The organism is Hydrogenophaga atypica, assembly GCF_042665215.1.
GTDB classification, from domain to species: Bacteria; Pseudomonadota; Gammaproteobacteria; order Burkholderiales; family Burkholderiaceae_C; genus Hydrogenophaga; species Hydrogenophaga defluvii_A.
This window is the reverse complement of record NZ_JBHTCA010000007.1, coordinates 118,997-133,072: the sequence shown is the minus strand read 5'-3', so window position 1 is coordinate 133,072 and position 14,076 is coordinate 118,997. Positions and strand designations below refer to the sequence as shown.

The window sequence follows — 14,076 nt, the reverse complement described above, 5'->3', positions numbered from 1 at the left end:
CAACCATTGCATATACAATTTAATTTCAACCACGTTGGCAAGGACACCACATGCGCACACCAGAACAGTTCAACCAGATGGCCGCACCCCACCTGCCCGGGCACCTGGGCCTGGTCATCACCCACATCGGCCAGGGCGAGGTGCGTGCCGAGATGAGCGCCGGCCCCTTGTTGATGGCGCCCAATGGCTACCTGCACGCGGGCAGCATCGTCACCCTGGCCGACACATCGGCCGGCTGTGGCTGCATGGCCCACCTGCCCGAAGGCGCCAACGGCTTCACCACCATCGAACTCAAGTCCAACCACCTGGGCACCACCCGCGACGGCACGGTGGACTGCACCGCCAAGGCCACCCACCTCGGCAAAACCACCCAGGTGTGGGACGCGGTGGTGACCCACCGCGAGAGTGGCCGCACCCTGGCCTTGTTCCGCTGCACCCAGATGGTGCTGTACCCCAAGTGAATTCCTGGAGACGACATGAACCACGAACACATCCTGGCCGAATGGATGGTCCAGTACGAGGCAGCCAAAACCCGCATGACCCAAGGCGCGGGCGCCGGCCTGGCGCAGCCACATCAGCTGATGGGCAAAACCGGCCTGCAGCAAATGCAAGCCCTGCTCGACGGCCATGCGCCCTACCCCCACATCGCCGACACCATGGACTTCACCCTGGTGGAGGTGGGCGAAGGCCGCGCGGTGTTCCAGGGCACACCGCAGCTCAAGCACTACAACCCGCTGGGCAGCGTGCACGGCGGCTGGTACGCCACCCTGCTCGACTCGGCCGTGGGCTGCGCGGTGCACACCACCATGCCGGTGGGCAAGGCCTACACCACGGCCGAACTCAGCGTGAACATCGTGCGCGCGGCTTCGCACAAGAGCGGTCCTCTGCGCGCCATTGGCACCGTGGTGCACAGCGGCCGCCAGCTGGCCACGGCCGAAGGCCGTATCGTGGGCGCCGACGGCAAGCTCTATGCCCATGCCACCACCACCTGCCTGGTGTTTGATTTCCCGGCAAAATAAGGCCCACCCCCGCGCCGCGCCTGGCGGCGCGTCACCCCCTCAAGGGGGCGACACCAGCAGACCGGCAAAGCCGGCTCTGCGGTGTCTCCCGGTTGGACCCGAATTTTCCACAACGACCCTATGCGATTCCTCCACACCATGCTGCGCGTCGGCAACCTGCAGCGCTCCATCGACTTCTACACCCAGGTGCTGGGCATGCAACTGCTGCGCACCTCCGAAAACCCCGAGTACAAGTACTCGCTGGCCTTCCTCGGCTTTGAAGGCGGCAACCCCGGCCAGGCCGAAATCGAGCTGACCTACAACTGGGGCGTCGAGTCCTACGACCTGGGCACAGCCTACGGTCACATCGCCCTGGGTGTGCCCGACGCCTACGCGGCCTGCGAGAAGATCAAGGCCGCTGGCGGCAACGTCACCCGCGAGGCCGGCCCGGTCAAAGGCGGCAGCACGGTCATCGCGTTTGTCACGGACCCGGATGGCTACAAGATCGAATTAATACAAACAAAATCAATAACTTACGGTGACGGACGCCATTCGGACGCCAAAACACCGATCCACTGCGCAGCGCGTAGCAGATAAGCAACGCAAGAATCTGAATGGAATGCTTCCGTATCGACGAGAGTGGCTACACGGGGTTCGATTTGCTGAACCCGGAACAGCGCTTTCAAGGGGCCACGGCCATCGCGATCAGCGATGAGGAAGCCGCGCGCCTGATCCGTGAGCATTTCCCCAAGCTACAGGCACCTGAACTCAAGTACCATTCGCTCGCGCGCCGGCCCGCCTATCACCGACCGCTCCTAGAGTTGCAGCGCGTCGTGCTGGCCCAGCACAAGTGCGTGACCTACGTCTGCGACAAGCGCTACCTGTTGTTGCTGATGTTCTTGGACTACGCCGTCGAGCACCTCGCGCCAAAACTTACCTCTCAACCACGATGCCTTCCGCGCGCGCTCTGCCAAGGACATCGAGAAGAATCGCACACTGCTTTTCGGTGGGAAGCTTCGCGGGGATCTGCATGGCTATCCTGAGAACTCCGACCTCTTTCGGCGTGAGAAGCTCCTTTTCGATCAGCACCCGATGAAGACGAGCCCACTCACCCGCGGGAACAGCCAGCACATGCCGCTGAGCCTCGATGCCGTTGTCGACCTTCTGGGTCTGCTTGGCAGATCTGACCTCCGCCGCCTGATCGCCAACCGACTGAAGCTGATCGTAGAACTCGGGTTGGAGCAGCTTCTCGACATCTTCAATACGCGTCTGAATCCGCGTCCAACAGGCCTCCCTCTTGCACCATTCGGAGATATTCGAGATACCAGCCGGCGGCCTGATGATGTCCTCGTTCACGACTCTGGACACGACCGCAATGGAGCTTTCAAGCACGGCGTTGACGCCTTGTGCATTCCATATACCCGGGAAGTCCACGCACGCCTTCCTTCGCTTCGCAAGTTCGCTGAGCATGGACAGCGTGTAGGCCACTATGTTGGCCCGGTATCCGAGGCCGCAACCGGGTTGTCTCCTGACGCGGCCGCGGCCTCGGCCGCCGCTTTCTGTTCCTCGGCAAGGCCCAGCTTCTCGTCCCCGCGCGAGGCCACGCGGTCCTTGAACCGGGTTGTCTCCTGACGCGGCCGCGGCCTCGGCCGCCGCTTTCTGTTCCTCGGCAAGGCCCAGCTTCTCGTCCCCGCGCGAGGCCACGCGGTCCTTGTTCAGCCGCCAGGCGGAGCCTTGCCGATCACCGACAACGCGGGACTGGCCGTTCAACCTATGCGGCTTGCGGTCTCCAGTACCCGGCGAGATCAGCAGCACATCGCCGACTGCATGCTGGTCGGCGAGAGTGCGCAGATAGGCGACGATATCCGCCTTGCGATCGGCGAACTGGCTGTCCGCCTGAAAGGCGATCAGGAAGTCCTCGATCCGCTCGGTGTCGACGTCGCGGAAGATCACTCCCTTGCCTGTGTCCATCGGGTCACGGCCGCCGAAGCCTTCACGCCAGGATCGCTCAATCAGGGCGAAGTTCGTCTCATTCACGTCGCTGTCGGTGGAGACGATGTAGCTCACCAAGCCCTCCAGGCCCTGCAAAGAGGTCGATTATTGGAACTGGCATGCTGTACCTTATTGATTTTCAATTCGTGCAAGAAGCTGTTCAACGAGGTCACTGACCTCGCGCTGACGCAGCGCCCTCGCCTCCCGCTGATCCGACTCATCACTCTCGCCAATCTCGAATTTGGCTGTTGCTATGGGGCCGTCCTTGCGATAGCCCTCGACATCACCGGCCCGCGCGAAGCGCGATTGCAAAATGTTGAGAGCAGCTTTCACTACGTCACGGTGCTTGCCTTCAAGTGATTGGCGAAACGCCTCGGCCACTGCTGCCGCACCTTCAGGGGCATGCTCCAGGCAATAGATCAGGTCGTGCGCGTCCTTGCGCTCGAAGCGCTGGTCGAACGCGAAGGACTTCAAACAGGTGAAGCTGACGAGGTTGGCGTGCTTGATCGTCTCGGTAACCACGCCATTGCCGCCCAGCAACTCGGCCTGGATTTCGGTCACCTGATACAGGTCGAAGACGATCGACGAGTGCGGGATGTTGAGCGCCGAGATCGTGCCTTCGGTCGGCAGCGGCTGAACCTTGCCGCCAGCAATGTCGGGCGCATCGGCCAACAGCTCCAGCACCATCAGCGCACCGTGCTCGGTACGGGTCTGCCAGCGCCATGAGAGCTTCTTCCCGGCTGCGTTTTCGGCACGTTCGAAGCCCATCCGCTTGAGGTTGTCCTCCAGCGTGTGGTACGCATCTGTATCGGCCAGGATCTGCAGGTCGATGACGATGTCCACATCCAGGGTACCAGCATGCGCGGGCACGACCGGCGGCCGTGCCGGGACAAGATATCGCGGCGTGAGCCCGCCGACCAGATAGACCGAGTCCTTCCAGGGTCCCAACCCGCGCAGCAGAGTCACCAAGACGCGCTCGCAGTCCACCGTGTACTGGTCACTGTACCCATCGAGCGTTGCAGGTTTGGCCATCAGAAGCCGATCCTTTCTTTGCGGAAGTGCTCGGCCATCTCCTTCGATCGGCCTTCGCCGCGAATCAGGTCGAGGTAGATCTGGATCGGACTGGCCAGCCACAATCCATCCAGGCGCTCGCGGAATAGCAGTTCGCCTGCCGACTTGGTCTCGATCACAGCCAGATTGGCCCCTTCGTTGACCAAGCGCGCACCCAGGTCGCTCAGTGCAGAGTCAGTGCCCTGCCCGGACAACAACCGCAGGCGCACCTGGGACACGCTGGACAGGAAGGGTGCGAGCCGCTGCGCCGCAGCTTCATGGCTGATGGCGTATTCGACGCCTCGCCCTTCCAGAGCCGCGGCAACCTGCACTGGCAACGTGCCCGGCTTGGTTGCCGGCACGTAATACCTGCGCAGCGCAGGTGCGCGATCAGCTTTCACCTGCTTGACCCAGGCATCGAGCAGGGCGGCAGGTTCGCGGAGATGGCGCTCTTTGCTCGGCCCTTGTCCTCTTGCTTCGAGCCAGTCGAAGCGTTCAAGCTCGGTCAGCACTTGAGATGTGGTGGCCGGAGACACCTGCGCAAACTGTGCCAGCTCGGTGACACCGAACCATGTCTGGCGATGAACAAGCAGCGCATGCAACACCTGGGCGCGTCGGCCAGAAAACAGAGAGCGGATCGACTTGACCAGCGTCTTGGGTGGAGGCTTGTCGATGTAGAGATAGATGCCTGGCGCGGGCAGGTAGAGGCTTCCACCACTGTCGTAGTAGCCCACGCCCTCGCTCTTAAGGAGTTCCTTGGCGCCGGGCGAGATCGACTCCGCCGCAATCATTGACACGACCTCGCCTGGATGGTTGCCTGCCCACGCGCGGCTGGCATCCCGGATCTGCCAGATCACTTGGCGCACATCGCGGGGGTAGACCGCCTTCTTGGCTTCGACCAGCACGGCCAGCGACTTCCCAGCCACGTGCAGATCGACCGCAGCATCCAGGCCCCGATCAGATCGTCCGCCTGAAAGCTCCCCACGCACCACATCCGCATGGACGTCGGGTAGCTCGCGCAACGCATCCACGAGGCGCGAGACCAACTGGTGTTCGGTCATGGTCAGCTCAAGCATGCTTTTGGGCGGTTTACTGCACAGTGAATTTCCGCACTCTATCGAATTTTCCAGAAAATAGCAATATTTACTGTTCAGCAAAGATGCAAGTTCACTGACGTCTCGGCGTCCCGCCGCCGGGCTCACGGGCTGCGCCCCGGGCTTCGTGCCGAATCCCGGCCATCCGGCTTTGATCCCTGACGTCTCCGCGGCCTGGCCGCTGCGCGCTCCGCTTGCCGGGGCTGTTGTGGTGTGCGGGGGTGGCGGTCTTGCTGTGCCCTTTCAACCTACCACGCCGTTCTCGCCGTCAAGGGCTGCGCGTGCCTTGCACGCTGGCGTCCTGGCGGCCGTCTCTGGCTGCGCCTCCGACCCCTGACCGCTTGCGCTGCGGCGTGGGTGGCCGGTTCCGGGCAATCCCGCCCGATTCCGAACCGGAGCCGATCATGTCGCAGCAGTCTTCCCTGTCGTTCACGTCTTCCATCTATTCCTCCCTGCTCGTTCGCGATGTCGCGGGCAGCTACCGTCCGGCCGAGCCGGCTGAGGTGCTGCAGGCCGCACTGCGGGTTCTGGAAGGCCAGTTGCGCGGCACCGAGATGCTGTCGTCGCCGCAGGCGGTGCGAGACTTCCTGCGCATCAAGCTGGGCACGCTGGAGCACGAGGTCTTCGCGGTGATCCACCTGGACGCGCAACACCGGGTCATCGAGTACGTGGAGATGTTTCGCGGCACCGTAACCCAGACATCGGTCTATCCGCGCGAGGTGGTCAAGGAAGCCATGGCACACAACACGGCGGCCATCGTCCTGGTCCACAACCACCCGTCGGGTGTGGCCGAGCCCTCGCGGGCTGATGAGCATCTGACCCAGACCCTCAAGAGCGCGCTGTCGCTGGTGGACGTTCGGGTCATCGATCACCTGATCGTGGCCGGACCGACGATTCTTTCCTTCGCCGAGCGCGGGCTGATCTGAGCCCGCGCAACCGGGAACCGCAAGGTCTCCCGGTTTTTTGTTTCCTGCCCAACAGCGTGCCGCCGCACAGTGGCACGAGCACTTCATGACATCAAGGCCGGAGGCGGTGGAGCTTCCTCCATCGGCCCCACGCGGACATCCGCATTGAGCCAGCTACTCTGGAGAACGCCTGACTGGGTTGAAGACGCGATGCATCCGAACGAGGATCGAACGCTGTTCCCGTTACCCCGATTTGACGCGGTGTCTCGGAGAGCGAATGCACGTCGTCAACCCATTCCCCAGTTCCATGAACCACCAAGGCATCAGTGAAATATCCTTTGAAGAAACCTACAGCGTGCCGCCCGAACAGACGGCCCGGGCGCTGTTTTCCAGGCTCCCGCATGGAAGCGACTATGCGCAGAGGCTGATCGAATGCCTGGCGACCGGATATCTGGTCGCCGTGGTGGAGTCCATCTGCATCCGCGAGATGCAGCGGCACGTGGATGCTGACTCGGATGTCGTGGTGGGCCGGACGATCGAGCTGGAGCACAAGGGGCCGATCCCGCCCGGATCGACCCTGAAGCTGCGAGGATGGGTTGAACGCCTGGGGCAGCGAAGCGCAAATTTCTGAATTCAAGCGGCTCTGTTGCACAAACCCGAATCGGGACGGGTTGACCCCAGCCCCGGACGCAGCTACGCCATGGTGGTCACAAATACCGTTGTCGGGCGGCCCAGTTGCGTGAAGCGGTTGAGCAAGGCCACACGCACATGCAGTTCCACCACCTGGCGCTCAAATGTACGTGCCATCACCCGCTCACCCAGGCGTTTGAGACAGTGCATTTTGGTTTCGACCAAGCTGCGCCGGCGATAGCCGCTCCACCTTTTCCAGATGGCCCGTCCCAACCGGCCACAGGCGTTGAGCGCTTCGTTGCGCGAGGCCGCCCCCACCAGGGTCGCCCTCCACGGCCGGGCGTTCTTGCGCGGCGGAATCACCGCTTGTGCCCCTCTCTGTGCAATCACCGCGTGGCACGCCTTGGTGTCATAGGCGCCGTCGCCGCTGACACTGGCCAACGCTTCATCGGCGGGTATCTGACCCAGCAGTTCGGGCAACATCGGCGCGTCTCCCACACTATTTTCTGTCACTTCGATGGCTCGAATCTCCAGCGTGTGCGCGTCGATGCCCAGATGCACCTTGCGCCACTGGCGCCGGTATTCAGTCCCGTGTTTCTTGCGCTTCCATTCGCCTTCGCCCAGGAACTTGATGCCGGTGCTGTCCACCAGCAGGTCCAGCGCCGTGGTGCTGGACCGATAGGGCAATTGCACCCGCAGTGTCTTCTGGCGCCAGCACACGGTACTAAAGTCCGGCATCTTCCAATCCAGGCAGGCCAAGCGCAGCAAGCTTTCGACCAAGCCCAGGCTTTGGCGCAGGGCCAAGCCAAACAGGCATTTGACGCTCAGGCAAAACTGGATGGCAGCGTCAGAGAAGACCCGCTGTCGACCCCTGCGACCATTGGCACGGGCGTACCACTGCATGTCTTTGTCCAACCAAATCGTCAGCGACCCCCGCGCCTTGAGCGCGGCGTTGTACGTTGCTCAGTTGGTGGTCTTGTAGCGACCTTTGGCTCCCTTGGCTTCACTCATGCGCGCAGCCTATCAGGTCGCAAGTGCGGGTTTGTGCAACAAAGCCTGCTGGGACGGCAAACGCCCAAGCTGGGCGGCAAAAGCACACCATTTCCGGCTTTGCTCAGAGCGGGTGCGGCGTTAGATTCTGGGCAACCTCGCCCCACTTCCGCCCGCACCATGCGCCCACCGATCCTCCCGCCATTCAGCCTGTTCCCGCGACGCCGCCTGTCCGTGGCCTTGGCTGCCACCGCGTTGCTGGGCGGCTGCACCCACCTGGATGTGCCGCTGGCGCACAACTACCCGGCCAGCAGCCAGCCCAAGGCACGCTCTGCCCACCACTGGGATGTGTTGGCCACCGATGTGGCGCAGCGCATTGCCAACCGGTTCAGTGAGGTGCCCACCCAACCTGGCGACACAACCACCACCTCGGCTGGCAACACCCTGGTCGGCCAGACCTTGCGCCTGTCACCAGCACCCGCCGCGCCCTTCCAGCGGGCATTCCACGCCTTGCTCACGCACCGGCTGGTGAACCTGGGCGTGACACTGGTACAGGCCGAGCCGAAAGGGCAGATCGACGTGGATGTGCAGGTGATCGACCATGCCAGCCGGGTGGGCAACGGCTCGCCCCTGGCCAGCACCCAGCTGGCCGCCAGCGTCGCGGTGGTGCGCGACTGGGTCGTGTATTCACAGACCGCCACCACCGGTGTGTTGTCGGGCTTGGCCTTGGGCGCCCTCAGCGACGCCTCGCGCCAGGCGCTGCAAGGGTCGGCCGCGGGTGGCCCCACCCGCACCGAGGTGCTGGTGACCACCCGGGTGACGCTGCAAGGCCGGCTGGCCGCCACGACGGCGGACATCTACTACATCGAAGCCGAAGACAGCGCGCTGTACCTGCCGCCACCTGAAGCGCTCGTGCCCCCTGCGCCCGCACCGATCAAAACCTGGACGGTGGTGGCGCCATGACGGGGCCGCGTCGTGCCCTGCTGCGCCGCCTGTTCCTGTCGGCCTGCGTCCCCCTGGCAGGCGCGCTGGCCGCCTGCACCACGCCGGTGAGCGGGGACGCACTCATCCAACTCAACTACCAGGCGGCAGACGCGTTGCTGCAAGGCACCCGCCTGGACCCGCGCCAACCCGTGCTGATGGCCACCCTGGTGGACCTGGACGACCTGGAGCGCAGTTCGCGCTGGGGCCGGCTGGCCTCGGAGCACCTGGCAGCGCGCCTGGCCAACCGGGGCGTGCTGGTCAAGGAACTGAAGCTGCGCCAGCACATCTTCATGGCGCAAGACAGCGGCGCCTTGCTCCTCTCACGCGAAGTCAAAGACCTGTCGCTGGAACACGACGCGCAGGCGGTGGTGGTGGGCACCTACACCGTCGGCGGCGACACCGTGTACGTCAGCCTCAAGCTGATCCGACCCGAAGGCAACACCGTGATGTCGGCCCACGACTACAGCTTTCCCCTGAGTGAGCGCAACCGCGCCTTGATGCGTTGACGCACACCCACGCAATTAAGCAACCTATTTGCGCATTGATTGCTGCAGCGCAGCAAGTCAAAAAGCAACACAGCAAGCGAGCAAGACCGATTTTCTCTAGGGAAATCCATGAGAAAAATGTCAAAAGAACGCCTTGCAGCGTCGACGTGAACGCCATCTAATAAGCCGCATATTGTCATATTGCGCCCAGAGCTCTCTCTGAGGCGGAACCAGGAGACATGCGGGTGACAAGCAACAGCACGGACGAGCGCCCCCGGGTGCTCGAATGCCGCGACGTGGAGCGGCGCTTTGGCGGCCTGGTGGCCGTCACGGGCGTGAACATGCACATCCACCAGGGCGAGATTTTTGGATTGGTCGGCCCCAATGGCAGCGGCAAGACCACCATGACCAACGCCATCACCGGTTTCTTTCCGCCACAAAAGGGGCAGATCCTGCTCAACGGCGAAAACATCACCGGCATGGCGCCCCACAAAGTGGCGCGCCGTGGCGTGGCCCGCACCTTCCAGAACCTGGCGCTCTTCAACGGCATGACGGTGCTGGACAACATCTTGCTGGGCCGCCATGTGCACATGAAGCCGAGTGTGTTCCGCACCGCGCTCTACCCCTGGCTGGCCCGGCCCGAGGAAATCGCCCACCGCGAGGTGGTGGAAGAGGTGATCGACTTCATGCAACTGGAAAACGTGCGCGACGAGCCAGTGGACGTCATCCCCCTCGGTTTGAAAAAGCGGGTGGAGTTGGCGCGTGCGCTGGTGGCCGAGCCCAGCTTTCTGGTGCTGGACGAGCCCATGGCCGGCATGAACCAGGAAGAAAAAGAGTACATGGCGCGCTTCATCCTCGACGCCCGCGAGGAGCGCGGCGTGACGGTGATGCTGATCGAGCACCACATGGACATCATCACCGGCATTTGCGACCGCATGATGGTGCTGAGCTACGGCGAGGTGATCGACACCGGCATTCCCAAGGACGTGATTGCCGATCCGCGCGTGATCAAGGCCTACCTCGGAGGTGCCCATGCCGTCCAGTGAGCGCAGCACCGGCCGCCAGTCCGATACCTGGGACCTGAACCCACGCACCACGCTGCCGCGCCTACTGGCGGCCAACGCCCGGGTGATGCCACAAGGGGTGGCCTTTCGCGAAAAAGACCGCGGTATCTGGCAAGAGACCACTTGGCAGACAGCCTTTGAGAAAACCCTGCGCTGCGCCGCTGGCCTGCAGGCGCTGGGCCTGCAGAAAGGCCAGACCGTGCTGGTGCTGGGCGACAACCGGCCGCACCTCTACCTGGGCATGCTGGCGGTGGGCATGTTGGGCGGCTTTGCCACGCCGGTGTACCCCGACGCCACGCCCGACGAAATCCTGCACGTGGTCAACAGCGTGCACGTGCAGTTTGTGCTGGCGGAAGACCAGGAGCAGGTGGACAAGGCACTGGACCTGCGCGAGCGTGGCGCGCCGCTGCAGCACATCGTCTACGACAACCCACGCGGTTTGTCCAAATACACCGCGCCGGGCTTGGTGTCGTGGGAGGCACTGCAAGCGGCAGGTGGCGCGCGCCTGAACGAAGCGCAGGACCTGGGCCAGCGCCTGACCGATCTGGCACAGCCGGACGACCCGGCGGTGCTCATCCATTCCTCGGGCACCACCGGCAAACCCAAGGGCGTGGCGCTGTCGCACTTCAATGTGTTGTCGGGTGTGGCCAACGCCTTCCAGGCCGAATCCTTCGACTTTGGCGAAAACATCCTGGCCTACCTGCCCATGGCCTGGGTAGGTGACTTTGCCATCACCATGGGCGCGGGCGTGGGCCTGCACTTCACCATCAACATCCCCGAGCGGCCCGAGACCGTCCTGCACAACCTGCGCGAAATCGCGCCCACCTACTACCTGGCCGCGCCGCGCAGCTGGGACAACATGCTGACCCAGGTGCAGGTGCGCATGGAAGACTCGACCTGGCTCAAGAAGACGCTCTACGACTTTTTCATGGCCAACGCCATCGCCTGCGAAAAACGCAAGCTTGCGGGCCAGGCCCCCACCCCGTTGCAGCAAGTGCTGCGCCCGCTGGGCGAGTGGTTGGTGACCGGCCCCATCAAGGACCAGCTGGGCATGAGCCGGCTGCGCAACGCCTTCACCGGTGGCGAGGCCATTGGCGAAGACACCTTTGTGTTCTACCGCGCCCTGGGTGTGCGCCTGCGCCAGCTCTACGGCCAGACAGAAAGCAGTGCGTTCAACGCCATGCAGGCACCTGACGAAGTGCGCCTGCACACCGTGGGTCGGCCGCTGCCGGGGGTGGAGGTGAAGATCAGCGACAGCGGCGAGATCCTGATCCGCTCGGGCAGCGTGTTCGCCGGTTACCACCTCAACGAGCAGGCGACAGCCGACACACTGGAAGACGGCTGGCTGCACACGGGTGACGCAGGCTACCTGGAGCCCGACGGCCAGCTGGTGGTGCTGGGGCGGCTGTCCGAGGTGGTCTACACCGCACACAACGAACGCTACATCCCCAACTACATCGAGAACCGCCTCAAGTTCAGCCCCTTCGTGAAAGACGTGGCGGTGCTGGGCAAGGGCCGCGAGACGCTCGCGGCCATCGTCTGCATCGACAAGGAGCCGGTGGGCCACTGGGCCGAGGTGCGTGGCATCTCCTACATCTCCTACGCCGACCTGTCGCAGAAACCCGAGGTGATTGAGCTGCTGACGCAGGCGGTGCGCCACGTCAACACAACCCTGCCCGAAGGCCTGAAGCTGCGCCATTTTGTGAGCCTGCACAAGGAGTTCGACGCCGACGACGGCGAGATCACCCGCACCCGCAAACTGCGCCGCAACGTGGTGGAGGAACGCTACGCGCCCATCATCGACGCCATCTACAGCGGTCAGAAGGACGTGACCATGCGCGCGCAGATCACCTACGAGACCGGCGAGACCGGCGTCACCGAACGGCTGCTGACCGTCACAGCAGTAGGAGCCTGACCGATGGACCTGATGTACCTCCTCGAACTCGCGGTCAACGGTGGCCTGGCCGGCCTGATGTACGCGCTGGTGGCCATGGGCATCGTGCTCATCTACAAATCGTCCTCGGTGCCCAACCTGGCGCAGGGTGGCCTGACCATGCTGGGCGCCTACATGGTGCTGGCCTTCGCCAACGGGCTGGGCCTGCCCATGTGGGCCGCCATCCCGCTGGCCATGGTCAGCATGTTTGGCATGGGCATGGGCATCGAGCGGGTGGCGCTGCGCCGCCTGGCCGGGCGGCCCATCGTGATGATCCTGATGATGACGCTGGGCATCGACATCTTCATCCGCGCCACCACCATGACGATCTGGGGCGGCAGCGGACGGCCCATGCAGATCGGCATCAGCGACGAACCGCTGTTCCTGGGCCCGCTGCTGCTCAACCGAGCCTATGTGGTGGGTGCCGTGGTCTCGCTGGTGCTGTTCACCGCCTTCATGCTGTTCTTCCGCACCCGGCGCGGCGTGGTGCTGCGCGCCATCGCCGACGACTACACCGCCTCCTGGTCGGTGGGCATTTCGGTGGAGCGCGGCGTGGCGCTGTCGTGGGCACTGTCATCGGTGGTGGCCACCACGGCCGGTGTGTTGTGGGGGTCCGTACAGACCGTCGACCAGACCCTGGCCATGCTGCTGCTCAAGGGCATCACGGTGGCGGTGCTGGGTGGCATGGACAGCTTGGGCGGCGCCATCCTGGCCGGCCTGCTGCTGGGCATTCTGGAGAGCGTGGCCTCGGGTGTGCTCGACCCGCTGCTGGGTGGCGGCACGCGCGAACTGGTGGTGGCCGCCGTGCTCATCCTCACCATCATGATTCGACCCCACGGCCTCTTTGGCCGCCACGACATCGAAAGGATCTGAGCGATGTTGTACCGCCAGGCAGGCATCTTCCACACCCACTACGCCAGCGACCGGGGGCTGTTTCCCATCCCCTTTGAGCGCAAAGCCATCATCGCCATCCTGCTGATCGCGCTGGCCGCGCCCTGGCTGTTCAGCTCCCTGGTGCTCACCAGCTACCTCAAGCCCTGGCTCATCTGGACGGCCGCCGTGTTGGGGCTCAACCTCATCCTGGGCTGGGCCGGTCAGTTCCACTTCGGCTACGCGGCCATCATGGGCATAGGCGCCTACGCCTCGGTGCATGCCACCCGCCATGGCGTGCCGTGGGAAATCGCGGTGGTGCTCGGTGGCCTCACCGCCGCCGTGGTGGGCGTGGTGTTCGCGTTTGCCGCGCTGCGCGTCAAGGGCCTGTACCTGGCGCTGTCCACCCTGGCCATGCAGTTCGTCATGGACTGGGTGATCTCGCACGTGCCGGCCATCAGCGGCGGCGTGTCGGCCACATTGCAGTCGCCCCCCATGAAGCTGCTGGGCCAGGCGGTCACGTCAGAAGCCGGGATTTACTACGTGGTGCTGGCGTGGGTGATTTTTGTCACCGTCTTCATGCTCAACCTGCGTCGCACCGCACTGGGCCGTGCCCTGGTGGCCGTGCGCGAGAAGGACTTCGCGGCCGCCGTCATCGGTGTGCAGAGCTTCTACTTCAAGCTGGTGGCCTTCGCCACCTCGGCCTTCATCGGTGGTGTGAGTGGCGCCCTGCTGATCTTCGGTTTCTACAAGGCGGTCACGCCCGAGCAATTCGCGGTCAACGTGTCCATCGAGCTGCTGGCCATGGTCATCGTCGGTGGCCTGGGCAGCATCATTGGCAGCTTCTTCGGCACGGCTTTCATCCTGCTGCTGCCGGGGCAGATGAACACCTTTGTGGCCTGGCTGGCCAAGCTGTTCGGCCTGGACATCGGCGTCGAGACACTGGCCCACATCCCACACATGGTCTACGGCGCCACCATCATCGCGGTGCTGCTGATCGAGCCCATGGGGCTGGGCAAGATGTACGGCAACCTGCGCAACTACCTGCTGGTCTGGCCCTTTGGCTACGCACGCAAATGAG

The 14,076-nt window shown here is 63.9% G+C and carries 14 protein-coding genes and 1 pseudogene; 11 read left to right on the top strand and 4 right to left on the bottom strand.

Features of this window, described 5'->3' with window-relative positions:
* The first annotated feature begins 50 nt into the window (after positions 1 to 50).
* The 3 genes from ACFQPB_RS12280 (at position 51) to gloA (ending at position 1,595) form a co-directional block, all read left to right on the top strand.
* Positions 51 to 461 (top strand): PaaI family thioesterase, encoded by a 411-nt coding sequence (locus ACFQPB_RS12280; protein WP_382223601.1) that lies wholly within the window; start codon positions 51 to 53, stop codon positions 459 to 461.
* Between the two features lie 15 nt (positions 462 to 476).
* Positions 477 to 1,019, top strand: coding sequence for a PaaI family thioesterase (locus ACFQPB_RS12275; RefSeq protein WP_382223599.1), 543 nt, complete (start codon positions 477 to 479; stop codon positions 1,017 to 1,019).
* A 120-nt stretch (positions 1,020 to 1,139) separates the two neighbouring features.
* On the top strand, positions 1,140 to 1,595 hold the full coding sequence (gene gloA / locus ACFQPB_RS12270) for a lactoylglutathione lyase (RefSeq protein ID WP_382223596.1): 456 nt from the start codon (positions 1,140 to 1,142) through the stop codon (positions 1,593 to 1,595).
* A gap of 336 nt (positions 1,596 to 1,931) precedes the next feature.
* Here gloA and ACFQPB_RS12265 read toward each other — a convergent pair whose 3' ends face one another.
* Genes ACFQPB_RS12265 through ACFQPB_RS12255 form a run of 3 tightly spaced genes read right to left on the bottom strand, consistent with a single transcriptional unit; the run spans position 1,932 to position 5,116 of the window.
* Positions 1,932 to 3,065: a hypothetical protein gene (locus tag ACFQPB_RS12265; RefSeq protein ID WP_382223594.1), complete on the bottom strand. Its 1,134-nt coding sequence runs from the start codon at positions 3,063 to 3,065 to the stop codon at positions 1,932 to 1,934.
* Positions 3,066 to 3,119: 54 nt separating this feature from the next.
* Positions 3,120 to 4,022 carry an antitoxin gene (locus tag ACFQPB_RS12260; protein ID WP_382223591.1) on the bottom strand — a complete coding sequence of 301 codons (903 nt, stop codon included), beginning with the start codon at positions 4,020 to 4,022 and terminating at the stop codon, positions 3,120 to 3,122.
* Positions 4,022 to 5,116 carry a hypothetical protein gene (locus ACFQPB_RS12255; RefSeq protein WP_382223588.1) on the bottom strand — a complete coding sequence of 365 codons (1,095 nt, stop codon included), beginning with the start codon at positions 5,114 to 5,116 and terminating at the stop codon, positions 4,022 to 4,024. The genes ACFQPB_RS12260 and ACFQPB_RS12255 overlap by 1 nt, the downstream gene beginning before the upstream one ends.
* A gap of 422 nt (positions 5,117 to 5,538) precedes the next feature.
* On the opposite strand from ACFQPB_RS12255, the gene radC reads away from it, so the two are divergent.
* Together radC and ACFQPB_RS12245 are read left to right on the top strand one after the other, a co-directional pair.
* A complete protein-coding gene (gene radC, locus ACFQPB_RS12250; protein ID WP_382197956.1) occupies positions 5,539 to 6,060 on the top strand; it encodes a RadC family protein in 522 nt (173 codons plus the stop codon).
* 286 nt (positions 6,061 to 6,346) lie between these two features.
* Positions 6,347 to 6,670 (top strand): thioesterase family protein, encoded by a 324-nt coding sequence (locus ACFQPB_RS12245; RefSeq protein ID WP_382197954.1) that lies wholly within the window; start codon positions 6,347 to 6,349, stop codon positions 6,668 to 6,670.
* A 62-nt stretch (positions 6,671 to 6,732) separates the two neighbouring features.
* Here the strand turns inward: ACFQPB_RS12245 and ACFQPB_RS12240 are convergent.
* Positions 6,733 to 7,680, bottom strand: a pseudogene (locus tag ACFQPB_RS12240) (IS5 family transposase).
* A 159-nt stretch (positions 7,681 to 7,839) separates the two neighbouring features.
* Between ACFQPB_RS12240 and ACFQPB_RS12235 the strand changes: the two are divergent.
* The 6 genes from ACFQPB_RS12235 (at position 7,840) to ACFQPB_RS12210 (ending at position 14,075) form a co-directional block, all read left to right on the top strand.
* Entirely contained in the window at positions 7,840 to 8,622 is a 783-nt protein-coding gene (locus ACFQPB_RS12235) for a hypothetical protein (RefSeq protein WP_382223586.1), read from the top strand.
* Positions 8,619 to 9,149 carry a FlgO family outer membrane protein gene (locus ACFQPB_RS12230; RefSeq protein ID WP_382197950.1) on the top strand — a complete coding sequence of 177 codons (531 nt, stop codon included), beginning with the start codon at positions 8,619 to 8,621 and terminating at the stop codon, positions 9,147 to 9,149. Before ACFQPB_RS12235 ends, ACFQPB_RS12230 begins: the two co-directional genes overlap by 4 nt.
* Positions 9,150 to 9,367: 218 nt before the next feature.
* Positions 9,368 to 10,174, top strand: coding sequence for an ABC transporter ATP-binding protein (locus ACFQPB_RS12225; protein ID WP_382223584.1), 807 nt, complete (start codon positions 9,368 to 9,370; stop codon positions 10,172 to 10,174).
* Positions 10,161 to 12,107 carry an AMP-dependent synthetase/ligase gene (locus ACFQPB_RS12220; RefSeq protein WP_382223581.1) on the top strand — a complete coding sequence of 649 codons (1,947 nt, stop codon included), beginning with the start codon at positions 10,161 to 10,163 and terminating at the stop codon, positions 12,105 to 12,107. The genes ACFQPB_RS12225 and ACFQPB_RS12220 overlap by 14 nt, the downstream gene beginning before the upstream one ends.
* A gap of 3 nt (positions 12,108 to 12,110) precedes the next feature.
* A complete protein-coding gene (locus ACFQPB_RS12215; RefSeq protein ID WP_382223579.1) occupies positions 12,111 to 12,998 on the top strand; it encodes a branched-chain amino acid ABC transporter permease in 888 nt (295 codons plus the stop codon).
* A 3-nt stretch (positions 12,999 to 13,001) separates the two neighbouring features.
* The gene (locus ACFQPB_RS12210) at positions 13,002 to 14,075 is read left to right on the top strand and encodes a branched-chain amino acid ABC transporter permease (RefSeq protein WP_382197943.1); all 1,074 of its coding nucleotides are present in this window, start codon (positions 13,002 to 13,004) and stop codon (positions 14,073 to 14,075) included.
* The last annotated feature ends 1 nt before the right edge of the window (position 14,076 follow it).